This is a genomic window from Streptomyces sp. NPDC016459 (genome assembly GCF_040632845.1).
Taxonomy (GTDB): domain Bacteria; phylum Actinomycetota; class Actinomycetes; order Streptomycetales; family Streptomycetaceae; genus Streptomyces.
On sequence record NZ_JBEYCR010000003.1, the window covers coordinates 228,537 to 243,064 of the forward strand.

Below are 14,528 nucleotides of genomic sequence, written 5' to 3' on the forward strand. Positions count from 1 at the left end.
ACAGTCAGAGCGCTGTACGGGATTCCCGATCACCGGCCCGTGGAGCAGGATGGGAACGCGCGACCCGCCCACCCCCGCAGTGCACAGAGCAGTGGAGCCCATGACCGTCCCCGCCCGCACCCCGCGCCGTACCCTCCGCCCGCCGTCCTGGCTCCCCGTCGACGGATACGTCCTCGCGCTCCTCGGCACGGTCGCCCTCGCCGCGCTGCTGCCCGCCTCCGGAACCGCCGCCGACGCCGTGGAGGGCGCGTCGACCGGGGCCGTGGCCCTCCTCTTCTTCCTCTACGGCGCCCGGCTCTCCACCCGCGAGGCCCTCGACGGCCTCCGCCACTGGCGGCTCCACCTCACCGTCCTCGGCAGCACGTTCCTGCTCTTCCCCCTCCTCGGACTCGCCGCGCGCGGGCTCGTCCCCACCGTGCTCACCCCCCAGCTCTACAGCGGTCTCCTCTTCCTCTGCCTGGTGCCGTCCACCATCCAGTCCTCCATCGCCTTCACCTCGATCGCCCGCGGCAACGTCCCCGCCGCGATCTGCGCCGGATCCTTCTCCTCGCTCGCCGGCATCGTCCTGACGCCGCTCCTCGCGGCGCTCCTCCTCGGCGACAGCGCCGGCGGACTCTCCGCCGACGGGCTCCTGAGGATCGTGCTGCAACTCCTCGTCCCGTTCCTGGCCGGACAGCTCCTGCGCCGCTGGGTCGGCGGCTTCCTCGGCCGGCACAGGAAAGTCCTCGGACACGTCGACCGGGGCTCGATCCTCCTCGTCGTCTACACCGCCTTCAGTCAGGGAATGGTCGCCGGCATCTGGCACCTCGTGACCCCCGCGCGGCTCGGTCTGCTGCTCGCCGTCGAAGCCGTCCTCCTCGCGGTGATGCTCGCCCTGACCTGGTACGGAGCCGGCCGACTCGGCTTCGACCGGGCCGACCGGATCGCGATCCAGTTCGCCGGTTCGAAGAAGAGCCTGGCGGCAGGACTGCCGATGGCCAGCGTCCTCTTCGGCCCCCAGGCCGCGCTCGCCGTCCTCCCGCTGATGCTCTTCCACCAGATGCAGCTGATGGTCTGCGCGGTCATCGCGAGACACCGCTCCCGCGACACCGCGGACCCCACCCGGCCACCGGAGCCCGCCCCAGGGGCCGACGCCACGGAGCCGCCCCCGCCGCCGAAGGCCGACCCCGCCCCGCCCGCCCCCGGAACCGAGGCCACGGCGAAGACCCGCGCCTGACCCCGGCCCCCCCCGCCGTGCCCGCGCCCCACGCCCCCCGAGGGACGGCGCCGGAGGAGCGGGCGAGCGCGCGGGCGCCGGTGGCGGCGAGCAGCTCCCGTCGGCCGGATCACACCCCCGTGCGGCCCGCGATGATCATCAGGGCCGCTACGGTGCTCCCATGCCCGCACTCGATCCCGGCCGTACCGCGCTCGTCCTCGTCGACCTCATGGAACGCATCGTCGCGCTGCCCCTCACCCCCCGGCCCGGCACCGACGTCCTCGCCGCGGCCGCCCGGCTCGCCGACATCTTCCGGGCCGCCGGCGCTCCCGTCGTCCACATCCGGGTCGAGCGGCCGAACGTCGACCGCCAGCCGCCCGGCAGTGACCTCGTCCCCGACCTCGTCGAGGACGGCGACCCCGTCGTGGTCAAGCGCACCCTCGGCGCCTTCCACGACACCGGACTCCACGAGCTGCTCACCGGACTCGGCGCCACCACGCTCGTCCTCGGCGGCATCGCCACCAACCTCGGCGTCGAGTCCACCGCCCGTGCCGCGTCCGACCACGGCTACGAACTCGTCTTCGCCGAGGACGCCATGAGCGCGCTCACCGCCGACGAGCACCACGCGTCCGTCGCCCTCGACCTCCCCCGCCTCGGCACGGTCGCCCCGGTCTCCGCGATCACCCTGGACGGCCCCGCGTGACCCCCGTCCCGATACGGTACGGGGCCCGCCCCTGCTCCCTCGTCGTCTGCCGCGGCTGCTGCTGCGGCGACGCCAGCAAGAACCCCGGCACCGACCACACCGGCCAGCTCGCCCGCCTCCGGGCGGCCGCCGCGGCCTCCGGCGGCCGGCTCGCCGTCCGTACCAGCGACTGCCTCGGGCCCTGCGCCCAGGCCAACATCGTCGTCGTCCAGCCCTCCACCGAAGGCCGCCGGCGCGGCGGACGGGCCGCGTGGATCGCGTTCACCCTGGACGAGGACTCCCTCGACGACATCCTCGCCTGGACGGAGTCCGGCGGCCCCGGCATCGCCCCGCCCCCGGCCACCCTCGCCCTCCAGATGATCGACCCGCCGAAGAACTGACCCCGTCCGCGGCCCACGCCCGACACCGCGGAAGCCGTGCCACGCCCGGGGCCTTGTCACGGTCGGCCAAGGGGTACGCGTGAATCTTGGTGGGTTACGTGCCCGGTTACCCATCAGTCGCTGGCAAGACTGGGGAGTTCCTGCCGAAGAACGAACCACCGAGGGGGTCCCGGGATGACGGGCACTCGCATTGCCGCGCTCGGGCACTACCAGCCCACCAAGGTGCTCACCAACCACGACCTCGCGGAGCTGGTCGACACCGACGACGCGTGGATCACCAGCCGGGTCGGCATCCGCACCCGGCACGTCGCCGGGCCCGACGAGCCCGTCGACGAGCTCGCCGCGCACGCGGCGGGCAAGGCCCTTGCCACCGCGGGGCTCACCCCCGACGACATCGACCTCGTCCTCGTCGCCACCTCCACGGCCATCGACCGCTCGCCCAACATGGCCGCCCGCGTTGCCGCCCGCCTCGGCATGACCTCGCCCGCCACCATGGACCTGAACGTGGTCTGTGCCGGGTTCACGCACGCCCTGGCCACCGCCGACCACGCCGTACGGGCCGGTGGGGCGCGCCGCGTCCTGGTCATCGGCGCCGACAAGATGACCGACGTGGCCGACTGGACGGACCGCACCACCTGCGTCCTCGTCGGCGACGGCGCGGGCGCCGCGATCGTCGAGGCCACGGATGCGGACACCGGCGCCATCGGCCCCGTCCTTTGGGGATCCGTCCCGGGGATGGGCCACGCCGTCCGGATCGAGGGCACCCCGCCCCGCTTCGCGCAGGAGGGCCAGAGCGTCTACCGCTGGGCCACCCAGCGGCTGCCCGCCCTCGCCCGGCAGACCTGCGAGCGCTCCGGCATCGCGCCCGAGGACCTCGCGGGCGTGGTCCTGCACCAGGCCAACCTGCGGATCATCGAGCCGCTCGCCGCGAAGATCGGCGCCGTCAACGCGATCGTCGCCCGCGACGTCGTCGACTCCGGCAACACCTCGGCCGCCTCGATCCCGCTGGCCCTCGCCAAGCTCGTCGAACGCGGCGAACTGGCCTCCGGCGCGCCGGTCCTGCTGTTCGGCTTCGGCGGCAACCTCTCGTACGCGGGCCAGGTCGTCCGGATCCCCTGACCCCCGTTCGGCGGAGCCCGGTGGCGGCGCGCCGGGGGCGGACCTAGCTTCGATCGCGGTGAGGGTCGTCGCCTTCCGGCACGGAATCGCTCCGCGGCCGGGGCCCTCGCGTGATCCGGAGGACACCGCCATGCGTGCGATACGTGCCGCTTCCGCAGCCCTGCTGAGCGCCGCCGCCCTCGTGGCCGCGGCCGCGCCGATCGCCCTGGCGGGCGAGGAGGACCCCGGCATCACGTCGTTCGGTTTCTCCGTCATTCCCGAGACCGTCGCCCCCGGCGGCACGGTCACCCTGACCACCGACGGCTGCGAGGTGCCGTCGGTGACCGTCACCTCCGGCGTCTTCGACACCGTGACCCTCGAAGAGGGCCGTCCGGGCACCGCGACCGTCGACTTCGACGCCAAGGCCGGTGCGCGGTACGAGATCACCTTCGACTGCAAGGGCGAGCGAGGCACCACCACCCTCACCGTCGCCCAGGGCGGTACCGGCGGGAAGACGACGACCGGGCACGACGACCGGATGGAGCCCGGAGCGCTCAAGGGCGTCAAGGCGGGCTACGGAACCGCCGCCGCCTCCGGTGCGGAGTCCGACGGGCTCGGTGCCACCGGGGCGGTCACCGGTGCCCTCCTCATCGCGGGCGCGCTCGGCGCCGCCGTCGTCCTGATCCGCCGCCGCGACGCCGGCGACAGCGCCTGACGGCCGGGAACCAGGGGGCCTTGATCAGCCCCTCCGCCCCGGTGTGACGAGGTCCGGGACGGAGGGGCGCCACCATCCACGGGCAGGGCACGAGGAGGAGGGCGGACGTGGGACGGTCGGACGGTACGGGGCGCTGCGCGGGCACGGGACGCAGGGACGTGACCGCGAGGACGGTACGAGGCGGTCGGACGTGACCGGGCGTGCGGAGGTGACCGGACGGCGTGGCGCCTGGGGTGTCGTCGCCGTCGTCCTCCTGGTCGGCGTCCACCTCGTGCGCGGTGGTACGGAGGAACCGCGGGCCGACGGTCCGCCGCAGCCCCTCGCCGCCGCCGCGCCCGACGGCCCCCGGACGGCCGCCGCCCTCGTCCCCGCGTCCGTACCCGATCCGCTGCCCCCGTCCACGCCGGTGCGGGTCCGCGTACCCGCCGTCGGGATCGACGCGCCCGTCACGAAGGTCGGGCTCGACGCCGACGGCTGGATCGAGGCGCCGCCACCCGAGGACGGCCGGCTCGCGGGCTGGTTCACCCGTGCCGTCACGCCCGGAGAGCGGGGCACCGCCGTCGTCGTCGGCCATGTCGACACCCCGGGCGGACGGGCCGTCTTCCACGACCTCGGCGCACTCGGCAGGGGACACCGGGTGGAGATCGCGCGCCGCGACGGCCGGACCGCCGTCTTCGCCGTGTACGGGGTGGAGGTCGTCCCCAAGGAGGGCTTTCCCGCCGAGCGGGTCTACGGCGACGCCGGCGCCCCCGAACTCCGTCTGATCACCTGCGGCGGCACCTTCACCGAGGAGAACGGCTACGCGGGCAACGTGGTGGTCTCGGCCCGCCTGATCGAGATCCACTGACCGCCCGAGTCCCGGACCGGCCGAGACACCGGATCGATCCCTCCCGCTCCGAGCTCGACACACGTACCGGCGCCGCCCCCGTCGCGCGCGAGCAGCGCGGTCAGCCCTGGGGCACCGCGACGTACGCCTCGGCGGGCCTGGTGGTCGGCGTGTAACGGGACGCGGCGGACACGGTCGGGGTCAGATCCCGGTGGATCACCCTGGCCACGGCCTGGATCGTGTTCACGCCGTAGCTCATCGTGCTGTTGCCGTCGGTGAGCACGGAGATGCTGTAGTCGTGGCCACCGCCCTTGAAGGTGCCGATGCTGTGTACGCGCCAGCCGCGCGTGGCGCGCTGCAGCCAGCCGTTCTTGACGTGTACGGACACGGAGGAGGGCGCGCCGGACGTGGTCCCCCACCTCTGCGAGGTGATGACGTTCCCCATGAGCTTGAGGATGTAGGCGCGGGAGTTGTCACTCAGGACGGAATTCCTGGCGGTGATGAGCGAGAGCAGCCGCTGCTCGTCGGTGACGTTGATCTGGGTGAGCCCCCAGTAGCCGCCGGCCCCCGGCACCGTCCGCGTCATGCCCGCGGCCGACAGGAAACCCTTCACCTTGGTGACACCGAGCTGGTTCCACAGGGAGGTGGTGGCCGCGTTGTCGGACTTGGTGATCATGGCGGTCGCGAGGGTGGTCTCGCGCGAGGTCAGATACCGGTTGGTCTTCTTGGCGTCCCAGAGGAGCGTGGCGAGGACCGTCACCTTCACGATGCTGGCCGAGTCGTACGAGCCCGTGGCGCGAAGGGTGCAGGTGGTGTTCGTGGTGCGGTCGCGCAGACCGACGGCGACGGTACCGGTGCGCCCGGCCAGGGCGAGGGTGATGTCCTTCTGGAGCTTGGCGGCGAGCCCGGCCTTGCCCGACGTGCAGCTGACCTGCGGCGCGGTGGCGGCGGACGCCGGCGTCGCCACCGCGACGACGGGCACGAGGATCCCGGCCGCGGCCACGACCGGAAGCACGCGGGCACGCAGGGATATGTGGTGAGTCATGTGGGTCCCCCCTGAAAACGAAACGAACGCGCCTACAGCGCAGTCGCCTTACATGACTCTTCAGCGTGCGGATGGTTGTACGAATCCGATGAGCGGCTCGTCACCGCCTCCACGATGACCTGACGGACTCTTGACGAAGGATTGGCCTGGACCGCGTCGTGGTCGTCAGTGTGACCTTCACGGAGCCGGCGTCGGGGGGCGCCGGGCTCCCGTTCGACGGCCTTCCCGCCCCGCGGCCCAGGGCTGCCGCGTCCGCGTCGACGTCCCCGGATCCACGGGACGGTCGCTCCTCACCCTCGTCGCGGCCGCCGAAGCGAAGGACGCGCTGCTCGGCCTGGCCGGATTCACCTGATCCGCCGAATCGGGCCGCCCGACCCCACTGACCACGGAAAACGCTGGTGAAAGGCACCTCGATCCCCTGGTAGAGTTACATCTGTCGCCGCGAGGGAAACCCCGAAGCGACAGACACCTTGTCCGGGTGGCGGAATGGCAGACGCGCTAGCTTGAGGTGCTAGTGCCCTTTATCGGGCGTGGGGGTTCAAGTCCCCCCTCGGACACCAGCTGAAAGGCCGGTCGATCTTCGGATCGACCGGCCTTTCGCGTTCCGCGCCGTCGATCAGGCCGGCCGGTCCTGGGGCTTCCGTGCCACCACAAGGCGGCACCGCGGGCTCCCGTCATCCCTGCGGCCCAGGGTCTCGACCGGGGCGAGCGACACGTCGAAGCCCGCGTCCTCCAGCCGGCGGCGGACGTCCGCGAGGCGGAAGGTGCGGTAGTACATGACGAACGGCGGCCGCCAGACGGCGTTCCGGACACGCATCGCCGCGTCGAAGCCCCACAGGATCCAGTAGAGGCGGGATCCGACCGGCGGCGGCGCCGGCAGGGGGAAGGCGAAGGTGCCGCCGGGGCGCAGGGATGCGTGGACCTGGCCGAACAGGGTGCGCTGGTCGTCCGGGAGGAAGTGGCCGAAGGCGCCGAAACTGACCGCCAGGTCGAAGGCCGGGGCGAAGGGCAGGGCCAGGGCGTCGGCGCGGACCAGGTCGGCGGCGGGGTGGGCGTCGCGGGCCCGGGTCAGCATGCCCGTACTGAAGTCGACGCCGGTGATCCGGCCCGCGCAGACCGAGCGCAGGACGCCGAGTCCGGCGCCGGTGCCGCAGCAGACGTCGAGCCCCGAGTCGAAGGGGCCGAGGGGCTCAAGGGTGCAGGCGACGGCGGTCAGGAGACGGTCGGACGTGCGGAAGGGGGTCGCGTCGAAGGTGTCGGCGAGCAGGTCGTAGCCGTGCTCGACCGAGGAGAGCGCCTGGACGGTCAGCTCGCGGAGGCTGGGACCCTGCGGGGTGAACATGCTCCCGACCCTATGCCGTCCGGGCCCCCGCGGTCAGAGCGTGCTGCCCACCTGCCGCACCGTCCAGGACGGCGCGGTCCCCGTCAGCTGGCAGACCAGCAGGTAGAGGGGGATCGGCGGGGTGTAGGGCGAGGTGCCGTCGGGGTGGTGGATGAGGCGCGGCCGGCGGTCCGGGATCTCGGCGCCCGGTGCGTAGCAGCCGGGCATGGGCCAGCTCAGATCGTGGTCGGAGCCGGCCGGGACCAGCCACCACCACCAGTCGGCGTCGGCGTAGACGCAACCCTTGGCGGGGAGGCGGGAGAGGATCTTGAAGCCGAAGCGGGCCGGAACGCCGACGGCGTCGCAGCCGAGTCCGGTGTGCAGTCCGGTGGGGACGGCGAGGCGGGTGGCGCCCAGTTCCCGGGGACGGGCGGAGGGGCCGGGGCGGAGTGCGGGTGCGAGGCGGGAGTCCGAAACGCGGTCGGGAGCCCGGCGGATCCCCGGAAACAGCGGGATCATGCGGGTGGCCATCGACCTCAGCACGGTTCCCCCGTGCCGTGGGCCAGCTCCGCCCAGACGACCTGGGCCGTGCCGTGTCCGGTGCGGTCGGCGCCCCAGGCGGTGCACAGCGCGTCGACGATCAGGAGTCCGCGGCCGCGCTCCTCCTCGCCGCAGTCGCGCATCCGCGGGCCCGCCGGGCCGCCCTCGTCCCGTACGGCTATCCGCAGTGTCTCCTCGTCCTCGCGGAGCTCGCAGATCACCCGGCCGCTCGCGGTGTGCACGACCGCGTTGGTGACCAGCTCGGAGACGACCAGGGCCACCGTGTCACGTATGTCGGGGCCGCAGCCCCAGAGGATGAGCCGTTCTTCGGCGAGCCCGCGGGCCCGGGCGACGGAGGCGGTGAGGGCCGGGAGCTCGAAGGCGAAGCGGCGGACGGTGTCGGTGTGCGGCTGTGGGCGCTGGGCCATGACCCCGGGGGCTCGACGGCTCATCAGAGCGGAAGGCTGCGCGTTACCAGAAGCCACGACCGGTTCCTCACAACAGTGGGCAGGACTGCCGTACGGCGCTGTCGCCGTGACGCGGTGGCGCACGGCGGCAGCGTGTACTGGTTCACCGGATCACTGTCCTCCTGACTCGGACACTTGGCAAGTGGCACTCTGAAAATTGCAGAGTGCCGTGTTCTCTCTGGACCGGCTTCGTGTCACACTCGTCCAAACAGTGCGTCGGGGAGGTCAGAGTGAGCGAGCCGCGGTCCGCCCCGACGGTGGGACAGGTCGTTCTCGGGAGGCGCCTGCAGGATCTGCGGGAGCGCGCAGGCCTGAAGAGGGAAGAGGCCGCGAAGATCCTCCGGGTGGCCCCGGCCACCGTCCGGCGGATGGAGACCGCCGAGGTCGCGCTGAAGATCCCGTACGTGCAGCTCCTGTTGAAGGAGTACGGGATCCCGGACTCCGAGGCGGAGGGCTTCATCGCTCTCACCGAGGAGGCCAACCTCCCCGGCTGGTGGCAGCGGTTCCACGACGTGCTGCCCGGCTGGTTCTCCATGTACGTGAGCCTGGAGGGGGCCGCCAGCCTCATCCGTGCGTACGAGCCCCAGTTCGTCCCCGGCCTGCTCCAGACCGGGGACTACGCCCGCGCCATTCTGCGCAGCGGGGCGGTCGGTGGCGGCAGCGATGCCGACAAGGAAGAGGAGACCGAACGGCATGTAGCCCTGCGGATGGAGCGTCAGTCCCTGCTCACCAGGGAGGACGCCCCGAAGTTCTGGGTGATCATGGACGAGACGGTCTTCCGCCGACCGGTCGGCGCCGGGCCCGAAGTGATGCGCGACCAGCTCGACCGGCTGTTCGAAGCGTCCGAGCTGCCGAACGTCACCCTGCAGATCGCGGAGTTCGCGTCCGGCCACCATCCCGGCACCTACGGACCGTTCGTCCTCTTCCGCTTCGCCATGCCGGAACTCCCGGACATGGTCTACAGCGAGTACCTGACCGGCGCGGTCTATCTCGACGCGCGCCCCGAGGTGGCATCCCACCTGGAGGTCATGGACCGCATGGCGGCTCAGGCCGCGACTGCACAACGCACGAAGGAGATCCTCCGGGATCTCCGCAAGGAGCTGTGAATGGATCGCATATACAACGGCATGCCCGCCGCGGAGCTAGGTGCCGAGGGATGGCACAAGCCCTGGAGCGGCGGGAACGGGGGCAACTGCGTGGAGGCCATGAAGCTGGCCGACGGCAGGGTCGCCGTGCGACAGTCCGCAGACCCTGAAGGACCCGCGCTCATCTACACCCACGGAGAGATCGCCGCCTTCATCCAGGGGGCCAAATCCGGGCAGGTGGATTTTCTGCTCACCTGACCCCTTCCGCCCCACCCTCACCGTCGCGTAACTCTTGCTTCAGCGCCACTCGTTCACCCCGACCAGGAGAGCCGATGACCCAGGACCCCGCAGCGCCGCGGAGTGAGATCCGCATCGACACCAGCACGCCGCACCCCGCGCGCATGTACGACTGGTTCCTGGGCGGCAAGGACAACTATCCGGTCGACGAGGCGATGGCCCGTCAACTGCTCACCGTCGACGCCCGGGGCCGTGACATGGCCCGCGTCAACCGGGCCTTCATGCACCGCGCCATCCGCTGGCTCAGCGCCCACGGCGTCCGCCAGTACCTGGACGTCGGTACGGGCATCCCGACCGAGCCCAACCTGCACCAGATCGCGCAGGAGGCCGCGCCGGAGTCCCGCATCGTCTACTGCGACAACGACCCGATCGTGCTCGCGCACGCGGCCGCCCTGCTGCGCTCGACCCCGCAGGGGGCCACCGAGTACATCCAGGCGGACGCCCGCGACCCCGAGGTCATCCTCGAAAGGGCCGGAAAGGTCCTTGACTTCGATCAGCCCATCGCCTTGTCGATGCTCGCCCTGCTGCACTTCGTCGGGGACGAGGACGGCGCGTACGAGCTGGTCGCCAAGATCGTCGAGAAGCTCGCGCCGGGCAGCTACCTGGTCCTCTCCCATGTCACCGGGGACTTCGACCCCGAGGGCGCGGCGAAGGCGGCCGCCATGTACAAGGCGCGCGGGCTGACCCTGCGGCCCCGCTCGCGGGACGAGCTGGCCGCGTTCTTCGACGGGCTCGAGTTCGTCGAGCCCGGCGTCTCGCTCACCGCGGAGTGGCACCCGGAGCTGGGTGAGCCGGTCCCGGTGGCGGGCGACGAGCCCATCCCCGGGTGGGCGGGCGTCGCGCGGAAGCCCTGATCCGCCCCTCACGAACAGCGCGACCGGGCCCGCGGACCGAAGAGGTCCACGGGCCCGACCCGCCTGAGTGGCCGACCTGCCTGAGTGGCCGACCTGCCTGAGTGGCCGACCCGCCTGAGCGCCCGACCCGCTTGAGCTCTCAGCGCCCCGGCGGTACCAGGGTCACCCGGAAGCTCCGTGCGGGGCCCACGTTGCCGGCCGCGTCGATCGTGCGGTACTCGATCCGGTGCGTGCCGTAGTCGGGCGTCGCGTCGTCCCACGGCACGGACCGGCTCCGGCCCAGCTTCCCGTACACGAGGTCGTCGATCACCGTGCCGCCCGGCGTGAAGCGGAACGGCGCGTCCGCGTCCGTAGGCCAGCCGTAGTACGTGTACCAGCCGTCGCCGTCCACGCGGAACTGGCTCACCACCGCGCCCACCTGGTCGTCCCGGGCGGTCAGCCGCAGCGTGAACGGGCCGTCGTAGACGTACTCCACCGGCCGGCCGGAACGCCGTACGGTACGCAGTGGATCGGACAGTTCGTAGGCGGCCGTCGCGGGACTGGCGTCCACCGTCCAGGTCAACTCCTCGTCGCCGCCCGCGATTCGGGCGCTCAGGGTGTGGGTCCCGGGTGAGAGGCGGAACCGACGCAGGTCCAGGTCACGGTCGTTGGGGCCGGTCGCGACCGGACGTCCGTCGATGCGCCACCGCACCGCCGGTGTGCCGTCCACCGGGTGGGTGGTGTCCGCGTGGACGACGGACCGGGCCCCGACGGGCGCGGCGGTGGGGGTGTGGCCGGTGAACGCGGCTTCGGTCCCGTCCCGGGCGGTCGTGAGGGCCGGGTCCACCGTCCAGCTCACCGTCCGGGTGAGGGCGGCGGAGGCGCGGACCGCCGGGTCGCGGACGAAGGGCGTCGGGTCGGTGACCGTCGCCGTGAGGGTGTGCGGGCCGGGGGAGAACCGCAGTCCCCGCAGGTCGACCGTGCGGGCGCCGTGCGTGGGAAGGGTCCGCCCGTCGAGGCGCCAGGTCACGGTGAGCGCGCCGCCCACCGGGTGCAGGGTGTCCACCCACACCGTCCGGTCCGCGCCGATGGCGGAGGTGTCCGGCGTGTGGTCCTGGATCAGGTCCACCTTCGCGGAGATCGCCTGGACCATGATCTCGCGCTCCACCTGGTCGAAGGAGTAGCCGAGGGTCTTCATGAGGGAGTGCCGGCTCGGGCGCCAGACGCCCTTCGTGTTGTAGAGACCGCCCTCGTGGCGTCCGATGACTCCGCCCGACTCGCTCTCCTCGCCGAGCCAGCGCCACCACTTGGCCTTCTGCTCCCGCATCTGCGCCTCCGTCAGCAGCGTGTGGTGGGCGGAGGACGGCTCGGGGCCGGAGTAGGTCCCGCCGGGGACACCGCGCGCGTAGTAGTCGTACTCGTCCTGGAGGCCGCCCAGGGAGTGGCCTATCTCGTGCGGGGTGATGAGCGAGGAGAGGGCGTTGCCGCCGGACGCGGTGGCGTAACCGCCGCCCGCGCCCCCGTAGGTGGAGCTGTGCGCGAGGGCGACGACCTGCCGGTTGGCGCGGTTCGTGCCCGGGACGAGATCGGCGAGTGCCGCTGCCTTCCGGCTGTCGACGGTCAGCAGCCGCCGCACGCTCGCCGGATCGCAGCCGCCCCAGAACCCCATGTCGAGCACGGTGTCACGGGCGGGGGAGTCCAGACCGGGATCGCAGTCCACACCCGAATCGGCCGAAGGGGCCTCCACCGCCCACACGTTGACGTACGAGCGGTACGAGGCGAAGGGCTCGATGCTCCACAGGGTGTTCAGATGCCGTTCGAGGTCCGCCCGGAACGTCGGCATCTGGGCCGCGGTGTAGCCGTCGCCCATGAACACCAGGTTGAACCGCCGGTCCGCGGGCCCGGTCAGCTGCACCGGGACGACGACCGGACCGTCCCCCCGTGTCGGCGTCTGCGCCGCCGCCGGTACGGTGCCCACCAGACCGGCGGCCAGCAGGCAGGCGGTGACGAGGCGGGCCACCTCTCGTCGAACGCCCTTGTTCTGTGAGGTCATGGGGCGCGAGCCTAGGCCGCGCCCCCGGCGCCGTAAAGATGTTCGCCGGCCGTACAGGCGGGTGTCGGTTCAGCGCCGCAGGTACGCAAGGCCCGGGTGCTCCGCCGTGTAGCCGTCCACGAGACGGCGGGCCACGGCCACCGAGTCGACCAGCGGATGCAGGGCGAAGGCCTTGACGGCGGTCGCGCGCGAGCCGCTCTCCGCCGCCGCGAGGACCTCTCGCTCCACCGCCTTCACCGCCGTCACCAGACCGACCGCGTGGTACGGCAGCGGGGACACCGCCACCGGATGGGCGCCGTTCGCGTCCACGAAGCAGGGCACCTCGACCACCGCGTCCGCGTCGAGCGCCCCGAGCGTCGTGCCGTTGCGCACGTTGAGGATGAGCGTGGTCCGCTCGTCGCGCGCCACCGCCCGCATGAGGGCGAGGGCCACCTTCTCGTAGCCGCCCGACTCCAGGTCCTCCTCGTTTCGCTCCCCGATCCCGGCGGCCTCCCGGTTGGCCGCCATGTAGGTGGCCTCGCGGTCGGCGAGCGTACGGCGCCAGGCGGCCAGGGCAGACGTGCCGGGCTTCCCCATCTCCCGGTAGAAGCCGGCCTGCTGGTCCCGGAGGTAGGCGCCGCGGGTCCGCTCGGCGGTCCGGTAGGCCCGCACGGCCTCCCGGTTGAAGTAGTAGTAGTGCAGGTACTCGTTGGGGATCGCACCCAGCGAGCGCAGCCACTCCGCGCCGAAGAGCCTGCCCTCCTCGAACGAGCCGAGCGCCTCCTCGTCGGCGAGCAGCCGGGGCAGCTCGTCCCGGCCGCCGACCCGCAGCCCCCGCAGCCAGCCGAGGTGGTTGAGACCCACGTAGTCGATCCAGGCCTCGTCCGGGTCGGCGCCCAGGATGCGGGCGACCCGGCGGCCGAGCCCCACGGGGGAGTCGCAGATGCCGACGACCCGGTCGCCGAGGATCCGGGACATCGCCTCTGTGACCAGGCCCGCCGGGTTCGTGAAGTTGATGACCCAGGCGTCCGGGGCGAGTTCGGCGATCCTGCGGGCGACGCGCACCGCGACGGGCACGGTCCGCAGGCCGTACGCGATGCCGCCCGCCCCCACCGTCTCCTGGCCGAGCACCCCCTCGTCGAGCGCGATCCGCTCATCGGCGGCCCGGCCCTCCAGACCGCCGACCCGGATCGCGGAGAACACGAAGTCCGCCCCGCGCAGCGCCTCGTCCAGGTCCGTCGTCGCCGTCACCCCGGGCGCGTCCGGCACGCCTTCGCCCTGCTCCGCGAGGACCCTGGCGATGGCCGAGAGCCGCCCCTCGTCCAGGTCGTACAGGGTGACGTGGGTGACCCGCCCCTCGGCGTGGTCGCCGAGGAGGGCCCCGTACACCAGCGGCACCCGGAACCCGCCGCCTCCGAGAATCGTCAGTTTCATGCTCGTACGCTACTCGGACGCACCCTCTGAGCAGCGGGATTCCGGACCGGCGTCCACGGCGGCGTCCACATGCCGGGCGCGGTCCCGCGGTCGGGGTGGGGAACAATGGCGGCATGTCCCGACGCAAGCCCCGCCCCCGTACGACCGCCGTCGCGCTCTCCGCCGTGACCCCCGACTCGCCCTGCCCGTGCGGCCTCGACGCCCGGTACGGAGCGTGCTGTGGACGGTTCCACGCGGGGACGGGCGGCACGGCGCCCACCCCCGAGCTGCTCATGCGCTCCCGCTACAGCGCCTTCGTGGTCCGTGACGAGGCCTATCTGCTGCGCACCTGGGCGCCGGAGACGCGTCCGGACGAGGTCGACTTCGACCCGGGTCTGCGCTGGACCGGCCTGGAGATCGAGGGCGCCACCGAGGGAACGGCCTTCCACCAGCGCGGCACCGTCACCTTCACGGCCCGCTACGTCCACGACGGCGGGCCCGGCGCGCTGAGCGAGCGGAGCCGCTTCACCCGCCACGAGGGCGCCTGGGTGTACGTGGACGGCGACGTCGCTCCGTAG

The 14,528-nt window shown here is 72.6% G+C and carries 16 protein-coding genes and 1 tRNA gene; 11 read left to right on the forward strand and 6 right to left on the reverse strand.

What is annotated here, in order from left to right:
- Positions 1–100: 100 nt before the first annotated feature.
- From ABZ567_RS11215 to ABZ567_RS11240, 6 genes are all read left to right on the forward strand, one after another.
- Positions 101–1,216, forward strand: coding sequence for a bile acid:sodium symporter family protein (locus ABZ567_RS11215; protein ID WP_360786968.1), 1,116 nt, complete (start codon positions 101–103; stop codon positions 1,214–1,216).
- Between the two features lie 160 nt (positions 1,217–1,376).
- Positions 1,377–1,898 (forward strand): isochorismatase family protein, encoded by a 522-nt coding sequence (locus ABZ567_RS11220; protein ID WP_360786971.1) that lies wholly within the window; start codon positions 1,377–1,379, stop codon positions 1,896–1,898.
- Positions 1,895–2,278, forward strand: coding sequence for a (2Fe-2S) ferredoxin domain-containing protein (locus ABZ567_RS11225; protein ID WP_360786974.1), 384 nt, complete (start codon positions 1,895–1,897; stop codon positions 2,276–2,278). The genes ABZ567_RS11220 and ABZ567_RS11225 overlap by 4 nt, the downstream gene beginning before the upstream one ends.
- Positions 2,279–2,452: 174 nt before the next feature.
- Entirely contained in the window at positions 2,453–3,397 is a 945-nt protein-coding gene (locus ABZ567_RS11230) for a beta-ketoacyl-ACP synthase III (protein ID WP_360786977.1), read from the forward strand.
- 130 nt (positions 3,398–3,527) lie between these two features.
- Complete coding sequence (locus ABZ567_RS11235) at positions 3,528–4,091, forward strand: hypothetical protein (RefSeq protein ID WP_360786979.1); 564 nt, start codon at positions 3,528–3,530, stop codon at positions 4,089–4,091.
- 190 nt (positions 4,092–4,281) lie between these two features.
- Positions 4,282–4,938 (forward strand): class F sortase, encoded by a 657-nt coding sequence (locus ABZ567_RS11240; RefSeq protein WP_360786982.1) that lies wholly within the window; start codon positions 4,282–4,284, stop codon positions 4,936–4,938.
- A 100-nt stretch (positions 4,939–5,038) separates the two neighbouring features.
- On the opposite strand, the gene ABZ567_RS11245 is transcribed toward ABZ567_RS11240, so the two are convergent.
- Complete coding sequence (locus ABZ567_RS11245; protein WP_360786985.1) at positions 5,039–5,962, reverse strand: serine hydrolase; 924 nt, start codon at positions 5,960–5,962, stop codon at positions 5,039–5,041.
- Between the two features lie 472 nt (positions 5,963–6,434).
- Here ABZ567_RS11245 and ABZ567_RS11250 point away from each other — a divergent pair.
- Positions 6,435–6,522: transfer RNA gene (locus ABZ567_RS11250), tRNA-Leu, on the forward strand.
- A gap of 56 nt (positions 6,523–6,578) precedes the next feature.
- Here ABZ567_RS11250 and ABZ567_RS11255 read toward each other — a convergent pair.
- Genes ABZ567_RS11255 through ABZ567_RS11265 form a run of 3 tightly spaced genes read right to left on the reverse strand, consistent with a single transcriptional unit; the run spans position 6,579 to position 8,251 of the window.
- Complete coding sequence (locus ABZ567_RS11255; protein WP_360786988.1) at positions 6,579–7,304, reverse strand: methyltransferase domain-containing protein; 726 nt, start codon at positions 7,302–7,304, stop codon at positions 6,579–6,581.
- Between the two features lie 33 nt (positions 7,305–7,337).
- Positions 7,338–7,814 (reverse strand): hypothetical protein, encoded by a 477-nt coding sequence (locus tag ABZ567_RS11260; RefSeq protein WP_360786991.1) that lies wholly within the window; start codon positions 7,812–7,814, stop codon positions 7,338–7,340.
- A gap of 5 nt (positions 7,815–7,819) precedes the next feature.
- Positions 7,820–8,251, reverse strand: coding sequence for an ATP-binding protein (locus tag ABZ567_RS11265; RefSeq protein ID WP_360787611.1), 432 nt, complete (start codon positions 8,249–8,251; stop codon positions 7,820–7,822).
- Between the two features lie 269 nt (positions 8,252–8,520).
- Between ABZ567_RS11265 and ABZ567_RS11270 the strand changes: the two genes are divergently transcribed.
- The 3 genes from ABZ567_RS11270 to ABZ567_RS11280 all read left to right on the forward strand — a co-directional run bounded on the left by ABZ567_RS11270 (position 8,521) and on the right by ABZ567_RS11280 (position 10,526).
- Entirely contained in the window at positions 8,521–9,396 is an 876-nt protein-coding gene (locus ABZ567_RS11270; protein WP_360786993.1) for a helix-turn-helix transcriptional regulator, read from the forward strand.
- Positions 9,397–9,633 (forward strand): DUF397 domain-containing protein, encoded by a 237-nt coding sequence (locus tag ABZ567_RS11275; RefSeq protein ID WP_360786996.1) that lies wholly within the window; start codon positions 9,397–9,399, stop codon positions 9,631–9,633. It begins immediately after the preceding gene.
- A 74-nt stretch (positions 9,634–9,707) separates the two neighbouring features.
- A complete protein-coding gene (locus ABZ567_RS11280; RefSeq protein WP_360786999.1) occupies positions 9,708–10,526 on the forward strand; it encodes an SAM-dependent methyltransferase in 819 nt (272 codons plus the stop codon).
- Between the two features lie 139 nt (positions 10,527–10,665).
- On the opposite strand, the gene ABZ567_RS11285 is transcribed toward ABZ567_RS11280, so the two are convergent.
- Positions 10,666–12,558 (reverse strand): M64 family metallopeptidase, encoded by a 1,893-nt coding sequence (locus ABZ567_RS11285; RefSeq protein WP_360787001.1) that lies wholly within the window; start codon positions 12,556–12,558, stop codon positions 10,666–10,668.
- Positions 12,559–12,627: 69 nt separating this feature from the next.
- Positions 12,628–13,971, reverse strand: a complete 1,344-nt coding sequence (locus ABZ567_RS11290) for a 6-phospho-beta-glucosidase (protein WP_360787004.1) — start codon at positions 13,969–13,971, stop codon at positions 12,628–12,630.
- 113 nt (positions 13,972–14,084) lie between these two features.
- Here ABZ567_RS11290 and ABZ567_RS11295 point away from each other — a divergent pair, with 113 nt between their 5' ends.
- Positions 14,085–14,528, forward strand: a complete 444-nt coding sequence (locus ABZ567_RS11295) for a YchJ family metal-binding protein (protein ID WP_360787006.1) — start codon at positions 14,085–14,087, stop codon at positions 14,526–14,528.